Annotated in this window: 14 protein-coding genes and 1 tRNA gene; 3 read left to right on the top strand and 12 right to left on the bottom strand. The window is 73.6% G+C overall.

Going from position 1 to position 14,883, the window contains the following annotated elements; translation table 11 throughout:
- The first annotated feature begins 80 nt into the window (after window positions 1-80).
- Entirely contained in the window at window positions 81-1,310 is a 1,230-nt protein-coding gene (locus tag BCD49_RS12570; protein WP_241832311.1) for an SGNH/GDSL hydrolase family protein, read from the top strand.
- Window positions 1,311-1,322: 12 nt separating this feature from the next.
- On the opposite strand, the gene BCD49_RS12565 is transcribed toward BCD49_RS12570, so the two are convergent.
- Window positions 1,323-1,724 (bottom strand): hypothetical protein, encoded by a 402-nt coding sequence (locus BCD49_RS12565; protein ID WP_007511474.1) that lies wholly within the window; start codon window positions 1,722-1,724, stop codon window positions 1,323-1,325.
- A gap of 108 nt (window positions 1,725-1,832) precedes the next feature.
- Here BCD49_RS12565 and BCD49_RS12560 point away from each other — a divergent pair, with 108 nt between their 5' ends.
- Together BCD49_RS12560 and BCD49_RS12555 are read left to right on the top strand one after the other, a co-directional pair.
- A complete protein-coding gene (locus BCD49_RS12560; RefSeq protein ID WP_007511471.1) occupies window positions 1,833-2,069 on the top strand; it encodes a DUF4287 domain-containing protein in 237 nt (78 codons plus the stop codon).
- Window positions 2,070-2,143: 74 nt separating this feature from the next.
- Window positions 2,144-2,554 carry a PPOX class F420-dependent oxidoreductase gene (locus BCD49_RS12555; RefSeq protein ID WP_027140414.1) on the top strand — a complete coding sequence of 137 codons (411 nt, stop codon included), beginning with the start codon at window positions 2,144-2,146 and terminating at the stop codon, window positions 2,552-2,554.
- 142 nt (window positions 2,555-2,696) lie between these two features.
- Here BCD49_RS12555 and BCD49_RS12550 read toward each other — a convergent pair whose 3' ends face one another.
- The 11 genes from BCD49_RS12550 to BCD49_RS12500 all read right to left on the bottom strand — a co-directional run bounded on the left by BCD49_RS12550 (window position 2,697) and on the right by BCD49_RS12500 (window position 14,803).
- Window positions 2,697-3,503 (bottom strand): Bax inhibitor-1/YccA family protein, encoded by an 807-nt coding sequence (locus BCD49_RS12550; RefSeq protein ID WP_007511468.1) that lies wholly within the window; start codon window positions 3,501-3,503, stop codon window positions 2,697-2,699.
- Between the two features lie 521 nt (window positions 3,504-4,024).
- Window positions 4,025-4,099 (bottom strand) — tRNA-Leu (locus BCD49_RS12545).
- A gap of 277 nt (window positions 4,100-4,376) precedes the next feature.
- Window positions 4,377-5,759: an NAD(P)/FAD-dependent oxidoreductase gene (locus tag BCD49_RS12540; RefSeq protein ID WP_007511463.1), complete on the bottom strand. Its 1,383-nt coding sequence runs from the start codon at window positions 5,757-5,759 to the stop codon at window positions 4,377-4,379.
- 243 nt (window positions 5,760-6,002) lie between these two features.
- Window positions 6,003-6,881 (bottom strand): uracil-DNA glycosylase, encoded by an 879-nt coding sequence (locus tag BCD49_RS12535; protein ID WP_071041506.1) that lies wholly within the window; start codon window positions 6,879-6,881, stop codon window positions 6,003-6,005.
- The gene (locus BCD49_RS12530) at window positions 6,871-7,818 is read right to left on the bottom strand and encodes a Ppx/GppA phosphatase family protein (RefSeq protein WP_007511460.1); all 948 of its coding nucleotides are present in this window, start codon (window positions 7,816-7,818) and stop codon (window positions 6,871-6,873) included. The genes BCD49_RS12535 and BCD49_RS12530 overlap by 11 nt, the downstream gene beginning before the upstream one ends.
- Entirely contained in the window at window positions 7,815-8,402 is a 588-nt protein-coding gene (locus tag BCD49_RS12525; RefSeq protein ID WP_007511458.1) for a DUF501 domain-containing protein, read from the bottom strand. Before BCD49_RS12525 ends, BCD49_RS12530 begins: the two co-directional genes overlap by 4 nt.
- A gap of 48 nt (window positions 8,403-8,450) precedes the next feature.
- A complete protein-coding gene (locus tag BCD49_RS12520) occupies window positions 8,451-8,831 on the bottom strand; it encodes an FtsB family cell division protein (protein ID WP_007511456.1) in 381 nt (126 codons plus the stop codon).
- Between the two features lie 26 nt (window positions 8,832-8,857).
- On the bottom strand, window positions 8,858-10,144 hold the full coding sequence (gene eno, locus BCD49_RS12515) for a phosphopyruvate hydratase (RefSeq protein WP_071041505.1): 1,287 nt from the start codon (window positions 10,142-10,144) through the stop codon (window positions 8,858-8,860).
- 166 nt (window positions 10,145-10,310) lie between these two features.
- Window positions 10,311-12,689, bottom strand: coding sequence for a signal peptide peptidase SppA (gene sppA, locus BCD49_RS12510; RefSeq protein WP_007511452.1), 2,379 nt, complete (start codon window positions 12,687-12,689; stop codon window positions 10,311-10,313).
- Between the two features lie 81 nt (window positions 12,690-12,770).
- Window positions 12,771-13,997, bottom strand: a complete 1,227-nt coding sequence (locus BCD49_RS12505) for a MazG family protein (protein ID WP_007511450.1) — start codon at window positions 13,995-13,997, stop codon at window positions 12,771-12,773.
- Window positions 13,994-14,803 carry a SurA N-terminal domain-containing protein gene (locus BCD49_RS12500; RefSeq protein WP_232793988.1) on the bottom strand — a complete coding sequence of 270 codons (810 nt, stop codon included), beginning with the start codon at window positions 14,801-14,803 and terminating at the stop codon, window positions 13,994-13,996. The genes BCD49_RS12505 and BCD49_RS12500 overlap by 4 nt, the downstream gene beginning before the upstream one ends.
- Window positions 14,804-14,883: the final 80 nt, after the last annotated feature.

Raw genomic sequence — 14,883 nt, 5'->3', positions numbered from 1 at the left:
TCAATCCGGCAGTTCGGTGAGGGAGACCGAATCGACGGAGGAAACGGTTCGTGTCGTTGATGGAGACGATACGTAGCGGCGTGGCAGGCTCGTGGGCCGTGGACACCCAGGCGGACGTGGACGAGACGCCGACCGGGCGCGACGGCGCGACGGACACCGGCGAGCCCGGCCCGTCGCGACGCCTTCCCGCGCCGGCACCGCGGGGACCGTCGAACCCGCCACCCGCACCGCCGCCACCGCCACCGCCACCGTCGGCGTCGGCGTCGGCGTCGGCGTCGGCGGCAAGTTCGTCGTCACGGGTCGTGTCCGCCCGGCGCGCGTTCGCGCTGGTCACGCTGTCGCTGGCCGCGATGGCGGTGCTGCGCGCGCCGGCGGCGGTCCACGCCGGCGAGGGAATGCCGGCGGGCACGACCCGCGACGTCGTCCTGGCCCTCGCCCGGCCGCTCGCGACCGTCACCCACCCACTCGGCCTCGACTGGCCAAGCAGGCGGCTCTCGGCGTTCTTCGGGCATGGCGCCCCGGCCACCCACTCCGAGCTGGTCACCGCCGCGGGCCAGGAGAAGTCCGCGGCCACCACGGCCGAGCCGCGGATGGGGGGAAAAGGGCTGGTCACACCCCCGCCGCCCGCGCCCGCCCCGGTCCGGGTCCCGACGACCGCCGACCCACTGCGCGTCCTCGTCACCGGCGACTCGCTGACCGAGTCGCTGGGACCGACGATCGCGAACACCGGGCCGGCCACCGTAAGGGCGCAGACCGACACCCGGTTCGGCACCGGCCTTGTGCGGCCGGACTTCTTCGACTGGGCGAGCCACGCCCGCGAGCAGATCGCGGCCCGTGACCCGGAGGTCGTCGTCGTGGCTCTCGGCGCGAACGACGGCCAGGGCATCACGCTGCCTGACGGCACGGTCCTGCCAGCCGGGTCGCCGCGGTGGGCCGACGAGTACCGGCGCCGCGCGCTGGTCCTGCTCCGGATCTGGACGGACGGCGGACAGCGCCGGGTGTACTGGGCCAGCCTGCCGCCAGCGCGTTCCGGCCGGCTCGATGGCTACTTCCGCCAGCTCAACGCCGCCGTGGCGGACGCCGCCCGCCAGGTGCCCGGCGCCGAGTTCCTCGACCTGACGCCCGAGCTGACCGATCAGGGCCACTACAGCGACTATCTACGCAACCCGGCCGGCCATACCGTGCTGGCCAGGACCCGCGACGGTGTCCACTACACGTTGGACGGCTCCCGGATCGTCGCCGTCCCGATCCTCGCCGCACTCACCGCCGACTACCGTCTGTCCACACCGGTACCCGCTGGGGCCGGGTAGCGAACCGTCGTCTCAGCGGCCGCGAGTGCCGGCGAAGCCGAAACCGACGCCGTCGAGGTCGGCGCGGGCCGCGGTCACGACCTCGTGGGACTCGGCGATGAGCTGGGCGCGCCGGGCCGGGTCGAGGTCGGCCCGGCTGAGCAGGTCGAGCAGGTCCTCCGCGAGCACGGTCAGCTGGTCGGCGAGGCCGTGGGCGGCGAGTGGTGGCGGCTGCGCGCCGTCGGGGGCTCCGGAGCCCGCCACGCGGCTCAGCCGAGCCAGCTCACGGGCCAGCGCCGTGGCCCGCTCGGCCCGCGTGCCACCGGCGGCCGCGCGCACGCCCCAGGAGGCCGCGCTCCAGCTCCGGAGGCGGTCGAGCAACCGGTGGAGCTCGCGGGCCAGATCGCGGGCCGGCCCATGGACCGATTCCGACATCCGGGCACCTTACCTGACGAGGACGACGCCGGGTCTTGCCCTACCGTTCGTCGTGATGCACCCTCCCTTCATGGTCCGTTGACGCCGGGTTCAGCTCAGGAGGCGCCCATGTCTCAGTTTCGCTCCGTCCAGACCCCGCAGACCCACCAGAGTCTCATCGAGCGCCTTCCAAAGGTCACCGGCCACGATCTAGCCCATTGGCTCGCGCGGATCGCCGACGGCCCAGGCCTGCTGCGGTTCCCGGAGCGTGTCAACTGGCTGCGCGACGAGTACGACCTCCCACACTGCTACGCCGCCGCGCTCGTCCACGAGTCCGACATGCGCCGCCGCGCGATCAGGGTCTGACTCCGAGGCCCTACCGAGCCAGGCCGCGGCACCGCGGGGGATCCGACCGATCTCGCCTCCGCGACAATGGCGGCATGGATGTCGATGCCGCACGCGCGTTCGTCCAGGAGAATCACCGAGCGGTGCTGGCGACCCGCCGTCGCGACGGCGGGCCGCAGCTGTCACCCGTCACCGTCGGGGTCGACGAAGCCGGCCTGGTCATCATCAGCAGCCGCCTGACCGCCTACAAGGTGCGCAACATCGAACGCGAGCCGGCGGTCGACCTGTGCGTGCTGAACGACGGCTTCTTCGGCGCCTGGGCGCAGATCAGCGGCCACGCCGAGATCGTCACGCTCCCAGCGGCGATGGACGGCCTGATCGCCTACTACCGCGGTGTCTCCGGTGAGCACCCCGACTGGGACGACTACCGGGCCGCGATGGTCCGCGACCAGCGCTGCCTGATCCGCGTCACCATCGATACCGCGGGCCCCACCCGCTCAGGCTGACCGTCTCGGCGGCGGGGTTCCTGCCGGATCGGCCTCGCCGCCGATCCGGCAGGACCGCGATGTAGAAGGCCGGCGACCTGGAAGGCCGGCGATCTGGAAGGTCCAGGGCGGGACGCGCCGGCGCCCTGGCCTCCTTCCCGCCCTAGCGGCGCAGCTTCGACAGGAGGCGGAGCATTTCCAGGTAGACCCAGAGGAAGCCGATGAGCAGGCCGTACGCGGCCCGCCACGCTTCCGCGCGGGGCGCCCTGGCCGCCACCGCCTGCTCGATGTAGTCGAAGTCGAGGATGAACTGCAGGCTGGCGAACACCAGCACCACCAGGCTGAACAGGATCCCCAGCGGGGTGGCGTCGTTCATCACCGGCAGGTGGCTGCCGGTCGTGAGCCGCAGCACGAGATCGATCAGGCTCAGGGCGACGACGGCGAGCAGCACCGAGCCGACGATGCGCGCCAGCCGCGGCGTCGCCCGGATGCGGCGGCTGCGGTAGGCGATCAGCATGGTCGTGAAGATCAGGGCTGTACCGAGCAGGGCCTGGGGAATGATCCCCGAGTAGGCCGACTCGTACGTCCGGGAGAGGCCGCCGGCGCCGATACCGGCCAGCACCGCGAACGCGATCACCAGGGGCGGCGTCGCCCGCCCGCTGAACCCGATCACCAGGCTCAGGACGAACCCCGCGATGCCGGCGACCATGACCAGTCCGGGCGAGCCCGGAACGAGCAGCCAGCCGACGAGACCGCCGACGCCCGCCAGCCCGAACAGCCCGAGCGTGTGCATCACGACGTCATCGATGGTGAGCCCGTTCGGCTGCCGGTAGATCCGCGCCAGGTCCTCCGGCGTCGGCGCTCCGGGCATCCCGCCCCGCGGGTTCGGCGGCCAGGTTGTCTCATCCCGACCGGCCGGTGCCGAACGCATCCGGGTGAAGACCGGGTTACTTGATCGCATCCTCGCCATGTCGGCTCGCCGCCCTCTTCGCGCTGACCTACTGAGCAGCGCCCTGCCGCCCCGCGCGCCGGAGCGTGCCCCGCACGCCACCCAGCACTAACCGCAAACGATAAACGTCACCCCGCACCCAGCGGTTCCCCATACCCCGCCGGCCCATCGAGGGGCACTCGCCGCCCGGCGCGCCGAGCCGGCCAGGCGGAACCGCCCCTACCGGGCGAGGCGGGAGCGAACCTGGGTACCCAGAGCTACAGAACGGCCACGACAACGCGCGCCGGAAGCACAATGAGCCCCACAGTCAACCAATACAAGAAACCCCAGCAAGCGCAACCGAAGCGAGGTCCAAGGGGCGAAGCCCCTTCCCTCGAGGTCCGGGCTCGGGGCAATATCGCCACTCTCGGCGAAGCCGCGAGACCGGAGGGGGATCCAAGGGGGCGAAGCCCCCTTGGCGCGGGGTCCGGGGCTCGGCCCCGGGGCAATATCGCGGCCCTCGGCGAAGCCGCCAAAGGCGGCAAGCATGGAACGCTGGCTCGTGCCGGTGGTCGGAGTCGAACCGACACTCGAGCTGTTTTTAGGACAGCCTCCTCTACCTGTTGGGATACACCGGCTCGTCTACATCGCTGATATTTCTACCACGCTACGTAGGTTCTGGGAATAACACAACATGGAGAAATCACCCGGACGGCGGACAGACGGGGCAGTCGTCACCCTTCGTGACGTTGAGGTGAACAACGCGCGGACAGATCGGTGCGGACCGTCATAGGAAGTCGCGTGGTCATCACAGGACGGTCATGGTCTTCGACTGCTTCCGCATAGGACGATATGTCCGCTCCGCGTCGCGGCCCACCCGCGCGGATGCCATGCCCGGCAACGCATCCGGCGCCGTCATACCGGGCCGATCGGCCATCCCCTGGCGATGCCCGCGCCGGTTCTGACGGCGGCGGGGGCGGGCTCGGATGGCGCCGCGGTCGCGCGCCGGAAGTCGGCCCGCGGGTCGGCGAGCGAGCCGAGCGAGACGATCTCCCGCTGGAAGAGGAGGGCCAGCGTCCAGTCGGCCAGCACGCGGGCCTTCCGGTTGAAGGTCGGCAGGCGGCTGAGGTGGTAGGTCCGGTGCATGAACCAGGCCGGCCACCCGTGCAGCTTGATGCCATAGACGTCGGCGACGCCACGGTGCAGGCCGAGGGAGGCCACGCTGCCGGCGTACCTGTGCTCGTATGGCTGGATCGGCTCGCGGCGCAGGTGGGCGACCAGATTGTCCGCGAGCCTGCGAGCCTGGCGGACGGCGTGCTGGGCCGACGGGCTCGTGGTGGCGCCCGGCGGCCCGGTCAGGTCGGGCACGGCGGCGCAGTCGCCCGCCGTCCAGGCGTCGGGAACCCCCTCGACCTGAAGGAAGGGGTTGGCCCGCAGCCTGCCTCGTTCGTCGAGGGGCAGGTCGGTGTGGCCGAGCACCGGGTTGGCGCGCACGCCCGCGGTCCACACGATCGTGTCCGCGTCGAACTCGGTGCCGTCGTCGAGTTCGACGTGGCCGTTCACCAGGCTGGTGACGCGCCGGCTCAGCCGGACCTCGATCCCACGGTGCTCGAGCTGTTTGACGGTGTAAAGCCCCATGGCCGGCGAGACCTCGGGAAGAATGCGGTCGGTCGCCTCGACGAGCACCCATCGCAGGTCGTTCGGACTAATGTCAGGATAATAGGAACACGCGTAACGCGACATGTCCTCGAGCTCCGCGAGCGCTTCAATTCCCGCGTATCCGCCGCCGATGAAGACGAAGGTGAGCGCGCGGACGCGTTCGACGGGGTCGCGCGTCGACGCCGCGGCGTCGATCCGATTTATCACCTTGTTCCGCAGGTAAATAGCCTCGGCGACCGACTTGAATCCGACGCCGAGATCCGCGAGCCCCGGGATCGGCAGCGTGCGGGCGACCGAGCCGGGCGCCAGCACGAGGATGTCGTAACCAAGGTCGTACTCGTCACCGCCGACAGTACGGACCGTGGCGAGACGATACGCGTGCGCGATGCTGGTAACCCGCCCACTGATCATCTCACAGCCACGAAGCACCTTGCGCAACGGGACAACCACATGCCGTGGCTCCAGGTTGCCGGCAGCCGCCTCCGGCAGGAACGGCTGGTAGGTCATGTAGGAGTTGGGCTCGACGACGGTCACGCTCGCCTCACCTGGACGCAGCCGGCGCCGCAGCCGCAGGGCCGTGTACATCCCGACGTAACCACCGCCGACGACGAGGATGCGTGGCTCCCCACCAAATGCCATGGGAAAGGCGGTACCCACGGCGCCAACTGGTACGCCCCAAGCGCGAGACGGGCACCTCGGGTACCGCCGCGCCGAAGCCGCCCAGACGTGACGTGGACCACGAATACATCATTTGGCTAGCCGACTATGACGTACGAGACACCGGTGATATAGGCCACGACCGCGCGGGTCGGGCGATCCATAGGTGGCATGGCCCAGGGCAATTCGGGTGGCCGGCCTGTCTCTTGCGAGCTCTTTGCCCGGTTACCGGCTGCCCGGCCCGGTCCGGATGTCAGCGCCGTCGCGCGCGCCGCGGTCGTCGTCGGGCGGGCCCAGGCCGGCATGCCGGGCGGCGGCGGACAGCACGTCCTCGAGCATCTCGGCCGTGACCCGACCGGTGAAGGTGTTCTGCTGGCTGGGGTGGTAACAGCCGAGCAGCAGCGGCCCGTCGGGCAGCTCGACGCGGGTGCCATGGCCGAAGGCGGGACGAGGGGCAGGCACCGGGTAGCCGGCGGCCTTCAGCCCCGGCCAGAGCGCCTGCCAGGCGAAACCGCCGAGCACCACGACGGCCCGCAGCGTCGGGCGGAGAAGCTCCAGCTCACGGACCAGCCAGGGTCGGCAGGCATCCCGCTCGGCCGGCGTGGGCTTGTTGACCGGTGGCGCGCAGCGCACCGCCGCCGTGATCCTCGCCCCCAGCATCCGCTGGCCGTCGCCCGCCGCCGTCGACGTCGCCACGCTCGCGAGACCCGCCCGGTGCAGCGCCGCGAACAGCCAGTCGCCGCTGCGGTCACCGGTGAAGATCCGGCCGGTGCGGTTGCCGCCGTGCGCGGCTGGCGCGAGCCCCACCAGCAGCACGCGCGCGTCCGGCGGCCCGAACGAGGGCATCGGGCGACCCCAGTACCGCTCGGTGGCGTACGCGGCTCGACGGGCCCGCGCGACCTCCTCGCGCCACGCCACCAGCCGTGGGCAGGCCCGGCAGACCGACGAGCGGGCGTCGACCTCGGCCGCGTCCGGTGCCGTCGCGGCCAGCCGGGCGGCGTCCCCGGGCGACCGGGCCACCGGCGTCGCCGCCGTCGCCGGGTCGCCGGGCCAGCCGGTCCCCGGCCCCACCGGCGCCCGCGAGCCCGGTTCCTCAGCGTCCAAGCGAGAAGGCGATGCCGTCGAGGATGTCGCGCTCGCTGGCCACCACCGCCGGCAGCCCCACCCGCTCCACGAGGGTGCGCAGCACCAGCGCGCCCGCCGCGATGACGTCGACCCGGCCTGGGTGCATGACCGGGAGGGCGGCCCGCTCGGAGTGCGTCATCGCCAGCAGCTTGCCGGTCACCTCCGCGATCGCCTCGGCTGGAGTGGACAGCAGGTGGATCCGGTCGGAGTCGTACTCGGGCAGGCCGGCGGCCAGCGCCGCGACCGTGGTGACCGTGCCGGCGACCCCGACGAGCGTCGCCGCCGTACGGATCGGCACCACCTGCTCGGCCAGGTCGAGGGCGGCGTGGACGTCGGCGACGATCGCCGCCGCCTCGTCCGGGTCGGGCGGGTCGGAACGGAAATGGCGCTCGGCCATCCGGACGCAGCCGACGTTCACCGACCGGGCGGCGAGCACCCCGGAGGCGTCGCCGAGCACCAGCTCGGTGGAGCCGCCGCCGATGTCGGCGACCAGGATGGGGGTCGCGGCGCCGGGCAGCTCCGCCGCGGCGCCGGCGTAGGACAGCGCGGCCTCCTCGTCGCCGGTGATCACCTCGGGGTCGACCCCGAGGATCGCCCGCACCCCGTCGACGAGCTCGGCGCGGTTGCGCGCGTCCCGGGTCGCGCTGGTGGCGACCATCCGCACCCTGGTGGCGCCCAGCCGGTCGATCTCGGCGGCGTAGTCACGCAGCGCGGCAAGGGTGCGCTTCAGCGCCTCGGGGGCGAGCTCACCGGTGCGGTCCACCCCGGCGCCAAGCCGGACGATCTCCATCCGGCGGGTCAACTCGCGCAGTCGCGGCCCGGCTTCGCCGGGTCCCTGGCCATCGCCGGGCTCGATGTCGGCGACCAGCAGCCGAATCGAGTTGGTACCGCAGTCGATGGCTGCGACACGGCTCATCCGCCCGCTCCCTTCTCGTCCTCGTCGTCAGAAGGTCCGCTGAGAGGTCCGGTCGTCCCCGCTGTCACGGGTGACGGGGACTGGACGCAAGGCCCGCGGGCGCCCCAGTCGCCGGTGGCGGCGAGCGCCTCGTCGCCGAACGGGTTCACCCCGGGTCCCGCCGCCAGGCTGTGGGCGGCGAGCACGTGCAGGCACTTGACCCGGTCCGGCATGCCGCCGGCGCCCGGGTTGCCCGGCAGCACGTCCAGCGCGTCCCGGCGGGCGAGGTAGTCCGCGTGGGCGGCGCGGTAGGCCGCGGCGAGCCCCGGGTCCTCGCCGAGGCGGGCCGTCATCTCCCGCATCACCCCGGCCGCCTCCAGCCGGGAGATCGCTGCCGCGGCCCGGGGGCAGGTCAGGTAGTACAGCGTCGGGAACGGGGTGGCGTCCTCCAGCCGCGGCGCCGTCTCGACGACGTCGGGCAGGCCGCAGGAGCAGCGGTGCGCGACCCGCCGGACCGCCCTCGGCCGCCGTCCGAGCTGCTCCTCGACGACCTCGAGATCGCGGTCCAGACCACCGGCCGCTTCCCGCCCGCCCCCGTCACTCATCTGGCCACGCGCCGTGTCCTGGCTGTGCTCCGCGGCCGCGCGGGCCGCTCAACGCCCGCTCGCCTGGGACCAGAGCTGGCTGTACCAGGCGTCGTCGGGGCTGGAGCGCCCGCGACCGCCCGCCGCCGCCGGGCTCGGCGACGGCGTGACGGGCACCAGGTAGGTCGTTTCCCCCGGCTTGACGTAGTGCAGCCTTCGGCGCGCCTCGTCCTCGACCCAGGCGTCGTCGTCGTATTTCGAGACCGTCGCGCGCAGCGCGTCGACGCGCGCCTGCGCCGCCGCGTTCTGTTTGGCCAGCGCGGCGATGTCCGCCTGCTGCTGCAGGTAGAGCCGCAGCGGATAGGCGAGCGTCAGCACGAGCACGCAGATCACCACGGCCAGCAGGGTGGCACGGGTGGTGAGCGTCGTCCGCCGGGGCAGGCGCGGCATGGCAGCTGGTCAGCCGGTTGGGCGGCTCAGCCGGCCACGCGCCGCGGGAACGCGCCCGCGCCGGCGTAGCGCGCCGCCGCGTCGAGCTGCTCCTCGATCCGCAGGAGCTGGTTGTACTTGGCCACTCGTTCGCTGCGCGCCGGGGCGCCGGTCTTGATCTGCCCGCTGCCCACCGCGACGGCGAGGTCGGCGATCGTCGTGTCCTCGGTCTCGCCGGACCGGTGCGACATCATCGTCCGGTAGCCGGAGCGGTGCGCGAGGTCGACGGCGTCGAGCGTCTCCGTCAGGGTGCCGATCTGGTTGACCTTGACGAGCAGCGCGTTCGCCGCGCCAGCCGCGATGCCGCGGGCGAGGCGCTCCGGGTTGGTCACGAACAGGTCGTCGCCGACGAGCTGGACCTTGGCGCCGAGCCGGCTGGTGATCGCCTGCCAGCCCTCCCAGTCGTCCTCGGCCAGCGGGTCCTCGATCGAGACGATCGGGTAGGACGCCACCAGCTCGGCGTAGTAGTCGGTCAGCTGCTCGGCGGACTTGCCGGTGCCCTCGAACCGGTACGCGCCGTCCTGGAAGAACTCGGTGCTGGCGACATCGAGCGCGAGCGCGACGTCCTCGCCGACGGTGAAGCCGGCCTTCTGGATCGCCTCGGCGATCAGGTCCAGGGCCTCACGGTTGGTTGGCAGGTCCGGGGCGAAGCCGCCCTCGTCGCCGACGCCGGTGCCCAGGCCCCGGCCCTTGAGGACGCTCTTGAGCGAGTGGTAGACCTCGGTCCCCCAGCGCAGCGCCTCGGCGAACGTGCTCGCGCCGATCGGCGCGACCATGAACTCCTGGATGTCGACGTTGGTGTCCGCGTGCGCGCCGCCGTTGAGGATGTTCAGCATCGGCACCGGCAGCAGGTGGGCGCTCGGGCCGCCGACGTAGCGGAACAGCGGGAGGTTGCTCGACTTGGCGGCGGCCTTGGCGACCGCGAGGCTCACGCCGAGGATCGCGTTCGCGCCGAGGCTCGACTTGTCCGGGGTGCCGTCGAGGTCGATCAGCGTCGCGTCGATCAGCCGCTGGTCGGTGGCGTCCAGGCCCAGGTCGATCAGCGCCGGGYCGATCCGGTCGATGACCGCCTCGACGGCCTTGGTCACGCCMTTGCCGCCGTAGCGGTCGTCACCGTCACGCAGCTCGACCGCCTCGAAGGCGCCGGTGCTCGCTCCGCTGGGGACCGCGGCGCGGGCCTCCGTGCCGTCGTCGAGCAGGACCTCGACCTCGACGGTGGGGTTGCCACGCGAATCCAGGATCTCGCGGGCGGCTACATCCTCGATGGACGGCACGGATCCTCCATTGGCCAGAGGTCGAGGGGAAGGACAAGCTACAAGGTCCGGACGAATCCGCCCGGGCGAGACTACCGCCGCGAGGACCCGACCGGGTCGGCCACACGCCGAACACCACATGACACCACGGCGATCGACCCGGTCGCGGTGCGCGAGCGCGAGCGCGTCAGCCGATGGGCCCGATCGGGGGCATGAGGAGCGGACCGACCGCCGGCAGGCCGGCGCTGGCGGCGAGCCCGGCGAGCGGGCCCCAGCCACCGGCGTGGTCACCGGTCAGGACGCCGGCGAAGTAGCCGGCCAGCGCCTCCCAGGCGCCGGCCCACCCGGCACCGAGGCCGTGCGTGCCGCCGAGGCCGAACGCGGCCTGGGCGGCGGCGGCCTGGTCCTCACTGGAACGAGCGGGGCGGACCCGGTCGACCAGCGACCGCCGCGGCACCAGTCGCACCTGTCCCGGGCGCGCCCCGGGCAGGCCGGCGGCCGCCCAGGCCAGCCGCAGCGCCCGCTCCAGGCCGCCGAGCTCGTCGACCAGCCCGTGCCCGTACGCGTCGGCGCCGGTCCAGACCCGGCCGCGCGCAAGCTCGCCGGCCCGTTCCAGGCTCATCGCCCGCGCGGACGCGACCTTGCCGACGAAGTCGTCGTAGACGCGGTCGAGGAACTCCTCCAGCTTGGCCCGCTCGCCGGCGCTGAACGGGCGGCGCGCCGACATCATCAGCGCGTGCTCGCCCTGGGCGACCTCACCGATCGCGACGCCCAGCTTGTCCAGCAGCCCGCTGATCACCTGCTTGCCGCCGTAGACGCCGATCGAGCCGGTGAGCGTCGACGGGTTGGCGACGATCGTGTCGGCGGCCAGCGAGACGAAGTAGCCGCCGGAGGCGGCGACCGCGCCCATCGACACGACGACCGGGCGACCGGTGGCCCGGAACCGCTCCACCTCGCGGCGCACCAGGTCGGAGGCGACGTAGGAGCCGCCGGGACTGTCCACCCGGAAGACCGCCGCCGCGATGTCCGGGTCCTTCGCCGCGGCCCGGAAGGCGGCACACACGGCGTCGGCGGCCAGCATGGGGCCGCCGACCCCCGGGCCGCCGCGGCGCAGCACCACCGGCCCGGTGCCGTGGATGAGCGCGACGGCGGCGCGGCCCGGGTCCAGGGCCGGCGGGACCGCGACGTCGGGGTCCAGGCCGGCGCCCGTCTCGGCCTGCGCGGGCACCGCGGGTCCCGTGTCCCCCCGCTGGGCGCCGAACCGGGAGCCGACCGCGGCGAGGGAGCGGGCCACCCGGCGCGGCGGCGAGGACTCCCGCCGCGCCGCCGACCGGCGGTAGGCGCCCAGGTACATCGGGACCGGGCTGGCCCCGTCCGGTGAGCGTTGCGGTGGCCCGCCCGCCGGCGACCCGTCGCCCGTACCGGCCTGGATCTCGGCGTCGCCGGCGGACGCCGTGCCCTCGGCTCCATCACCGGGCCGGTCCGCGGCGGCAGCGGCGGGGATGCCCGTGGCGGCGACAGCGGCGGGGCCCTCGTCCGCGCGCGGCGTCGCCGGCTCGGCGGGCAGGGGTTCCAGCGGGAGCGTGCCCGTCGAGAGTTCCGGATCCGCGTCAGCGGACCGACGGGAAGGCTCGTCCGTGACGGCGTCCCCGCCTTCCGCGACCGGTATGGCGGGCGTGGCGGGCATGGCGGGCTTCGCGGCGGATTCGGGGACGGCGGCCAGCGGCGGGCGGCCCCGCGACGCCGGCGCCGACGCGGCGAGCGGCTCGGGAGCGGCGGTCACCGGCTCGACGGTCGGGTCCTGCGCGCCAGCACGCCCGCGGGCGGCCGCGTACACCTCGTCGCGGTAGCCGAGCCGGTCGACCAGCCCGGCGCCGAGCGCCACCCGCGCGGACAGCGGCCCGGCGTCGACCAGCGTGCGCACCCGGTCGGACGGCAGCCGCCGGCCGGCGGCGATGCCCGCGATGATCTCGTCGGCGCACGACTCGACCACCCTGGTGGTCGCCTCCAGATGGGCGGGGGTGAAGCCGCGCTCGACGAACGTGTTGACCGCGTTCTTGTACTCGTGCCGCGCCCCGAGCTCGGTGGTCACGCCGAGGCGGTCGAGCGCGTCCCGCAGGAACGGGGTGTGGCTGGCGACGCCGGTGAGCCCGAGGTCACCGGGCGGGGCGAGCCAGATCTGGTCGAAGGCGCAGGCCAGGTAGTACGGAACGGTCCCGCCGCCGAACTCGCCGAACGTGTCGGCGTAGGCGATCGCGAACTTCCCGGCCGCGCGGAACTCGGCGACGGCGTCCCGGATCTCCTGCGCCCGCGAGAGCGGCATCCCGCAGCTGGCGACGTGCGCGACGAGCACACGGGTCCTGGGGTCGAGCGCGGCCCGGCGCAGGCCGTCCACGAGCTCGCGCAGCGTCTGGCGCCCCCGGCCTCGCCAGGCCGCCAGGGGGTCGTCGACGACCCCCTCGACCGGGTCGGTGGCGAGATCCAGCTCCAGGAGCAGCGGGGCGTTGCGCCGGGCGGCCAACGCGCGGATCTCGGCGATCGCGTGCCGGGGCGTCGTCGTCTCCATGCCCAGAGGCTACGACCACCCCCATGTCACCGTAACCACCCACCACTCACCCAACATGACCTCAAATTGGTCAGGATGCGGTCAGGAGGCGGGAGACGACCACCGTAGGCGCCAGCTGGCCGGGTCCTGCCCGGCCGGATCGACGGCGTCGGCGTGGGCGGACTCCTCGGCCGCGGCCAGGGCGTCGCGGAAGGCGCGGGCACGCGCGCGCAGGGCGGACTCCGCGTCCACGCCGGCCGCGTCGGCCAGCGCCACGGCGGCGAACAGCAGGTCGCCGATCCCGCGCTCGTCCAGCTCCGGGCCGGCCGCGATCGCCGCGACCGCCTCGGCGGCCGTGCCGGGGCCGTCCGCCACGGGCAGGCCCTCGCAGGCCTCGCCCTCGACCGTCGCGGCATCGGTCTCGGACCACGGCGCGGCGGGCAGGACGAGGTCGGCGGGAACGCCGATCTTGCGGGCGCGTTTCTGCAGCTTCGCGGCGAGCGAGAGGGCCGGCTGGGTCAGCGGAACACCCTCGGTGACCGACCGGCGGCCCTTCTCGACGGCCTTGATGGCGTCCCAGTTGGCGAGCACCTCGTCGGCGCCGGCGACGGCCACGTCGCCGAACACGTGCGGGTGCCGGCGCACCAGCTTGTTCACCAGCCCGGCGGCGACCTCGTCCACGTCGAACCGGCCACCGCCCCGGTCCACGTCGCCGTCCGTCGCCTCCTCGGCGACCCGCGCGTGGAACAGGACCTGCATGAGCACGTCGCCGAGCTCCTCGCGCAGCTCGGCCGGCTGCGCGTCCTCGATCGCCTGGTAGGCCTCGTAGGCCTCCTCYAGCAGGTATGGGGCCAGCGAGGCGTGGGTCTGCTCGCCGTCCCACGGGCAGCCGCCTGGCGAGCGCAGCCGGTCCATCACGGCGACCGCGTCCAGCAGCACCGCGCCCGCCACGTCGTGCGTCCCCGCGACGATGCGGACCGCCTCCGGCTCGGTCCCGGCGTGCGCGCGCAGGGCGGCGTCGAGCGCCGCCGAGGCGCCCGGCCAGCCGGCCTCCGGCTCGAGCAGCCACACCACCTCGTCCGCGCCGGCCGCGAGGGCGGCGGCGCGCAGCTCCGCGAGCACCGACTCCAACAGCGCCGGCTCCGGGAACGCGAGGACCTCGACGTCGGCGCCGGCCGCGCGCAGCGCGGGCAGCTGCGGGTGTGCCGGGTCGGCGCAGCGCACCGGAGCCTTGCGCACCAGGTCCCAGGCAGGCGCGGTGAGCAGGCCCGGCGCGACCCGGGCGCTGGTCGCGAGCAGCGTGACCCGGGCCAGGCCGGCCTCGGTCACGACAGGCTCAGCTGCTGATCCGGCGTCGCCGTGGTCGCGATGGAACCGGACTGCGGCAGCACCTGCAGGTCGTCGACGCTCCACGCCCCGAACCGCGGGCTCACCGACACCCCGACCTGACGCGAGAGCTTGACCAGCTCGGGGGTGACCTTGTCCGAGCGCGCGGTTCCCTCGACGATGTCACGGGCCAGGAACGGCCGCAGCTGCTCGTAGCTGAGCGGCAGGGACTTCACCCCGAACTGGGCCAGCAGGCCGTCATAGGCCGACTTCGCCTGCGCGTCCGTGCCGACCAGGTCCGGCGCGACCTTGTCCGCGATCTTGGACTCGAGCGCGTCGACGTGCACCTGGGTCCGGACGTCCTGCGGCGCGAATCCGAGCACGCCGACGGCGTCCTCGAAGGCGGGGACGCTGCCGGCCTGGGTCACCGCGAGCGCCTGGTAGTAGGCGTCGAAGTCCTGCGGCGTGAGCGTGATCCCGAGCTCACGCGCCTTCGCCTCGTCCAGCCTGACCCGGATGAGGCTGTTCAGCGCGCGGCGCTGCACGAGGTCACGGGTGATCGGGCCCTGCTGGGACTCGCGCTGCGCGACCACATCCGGATGCGCGGCGGCGTAGGCCGTGTACGCCTCCATGCCGCGGTCCGCGATGGCGCTCACGGTGGCCGTGTCGATCGTCTGGTCGTCGACCTGCGCGGCGGCGCCGGCATGACTCGTGCAGGCGGTCATGGCCACCGCCACCAGCGCGAGCGCGGCACCGAACAGTGCCCCCCGGGACGAGGGCCGCCGGCCTTGCAGACGTGGTGACTTCACGGACGCCACGTTAGCTTCCCCATCAGGGGTGACGCACCCGACCCCACCCCAATGCGTGCCATTCACGGCCCACCCACGCG

The organism is Pseudofrankia sp. EUN1h (assembly GCF_001854645.1).
Classification (GTDB): Bacteria; Actinomycetota; Actinomycetes; order Frankiales; family Frankiaceae; genus Pseudofrankia; species Pseudofrankia saprophytica.
The sequence above is the reverse complement of the archived record's forward strand: the minus strand, read 5'-3'. Positions and strand labels throughout refer to the sequence as shown.

Bases quoted from the DNA above. Each gene is read 5' to 3' on its own strand.
- sppA (WP_007511452.1), bottom strand. From the start codon at position 12,689: ATGGAGACGACGACGCCCCGGCACGCGATCGCCGAGATCCGCGCGTTG.
- BCD49_RS12530 (WP_007511460.1), bottom strand. From the start codon at position 7,818: ATGAGCCGTGTCGCAGCCATCGACTGCGGTACCAACTCGATTCGGCTG.
- BCD49_RS12555 (WP_027140414.1), top strand. From the start codon at position 2,144: ATGGATGTCGATGCCGCACGCGCGTTCGTCCAGGAGAATCACCGAGCG.
- BCD49_RS12540 (WP_007511463.1), bottom strand. From the start codon at position 5,759: ATGGCATTTGGTGGGGAGCCACGCATCCTCGTCGTCGGCGGTGGTTAC.
- BCD49_RS12525 (WP_007511458.1), bottom strand. From the start codon at position 8,402: ATGAGTGACGGGGGCGGGCGGGAAGCGGCCGGTGGTCTGGACCGCGAT.
- BCD49_RS12565 (WP_007511474.1), bottom strand. From the start codon at position 1,724: ATGTCGGAATCGGTCCATGGGCCGGCCCGCGATCTGGCCCGCGAGCTC.
- BCD49_RS12550 (WP_007511468.1), bottom strand. From the start codon at position 3,503: ATGGCGAGGATGCGATCAAGTAACCCGGTCTTCACCCGGATGCGTTCG.
- BCD49_RS12520 (WP_007511456.1), bottom strand. From the start codon at position 8,831: ATGCCGCGCCTGCCCCGGCGGACGACGCTCACCACCCGTGCCACCCTG.
- BCD49_RS12560 (WP_007511471.1), top strand. From the start codon at position 1,833: ATGTCTCAGTTTCGCTCCGTCCAGACCCCGCAGACCCACCAGAGTCTC.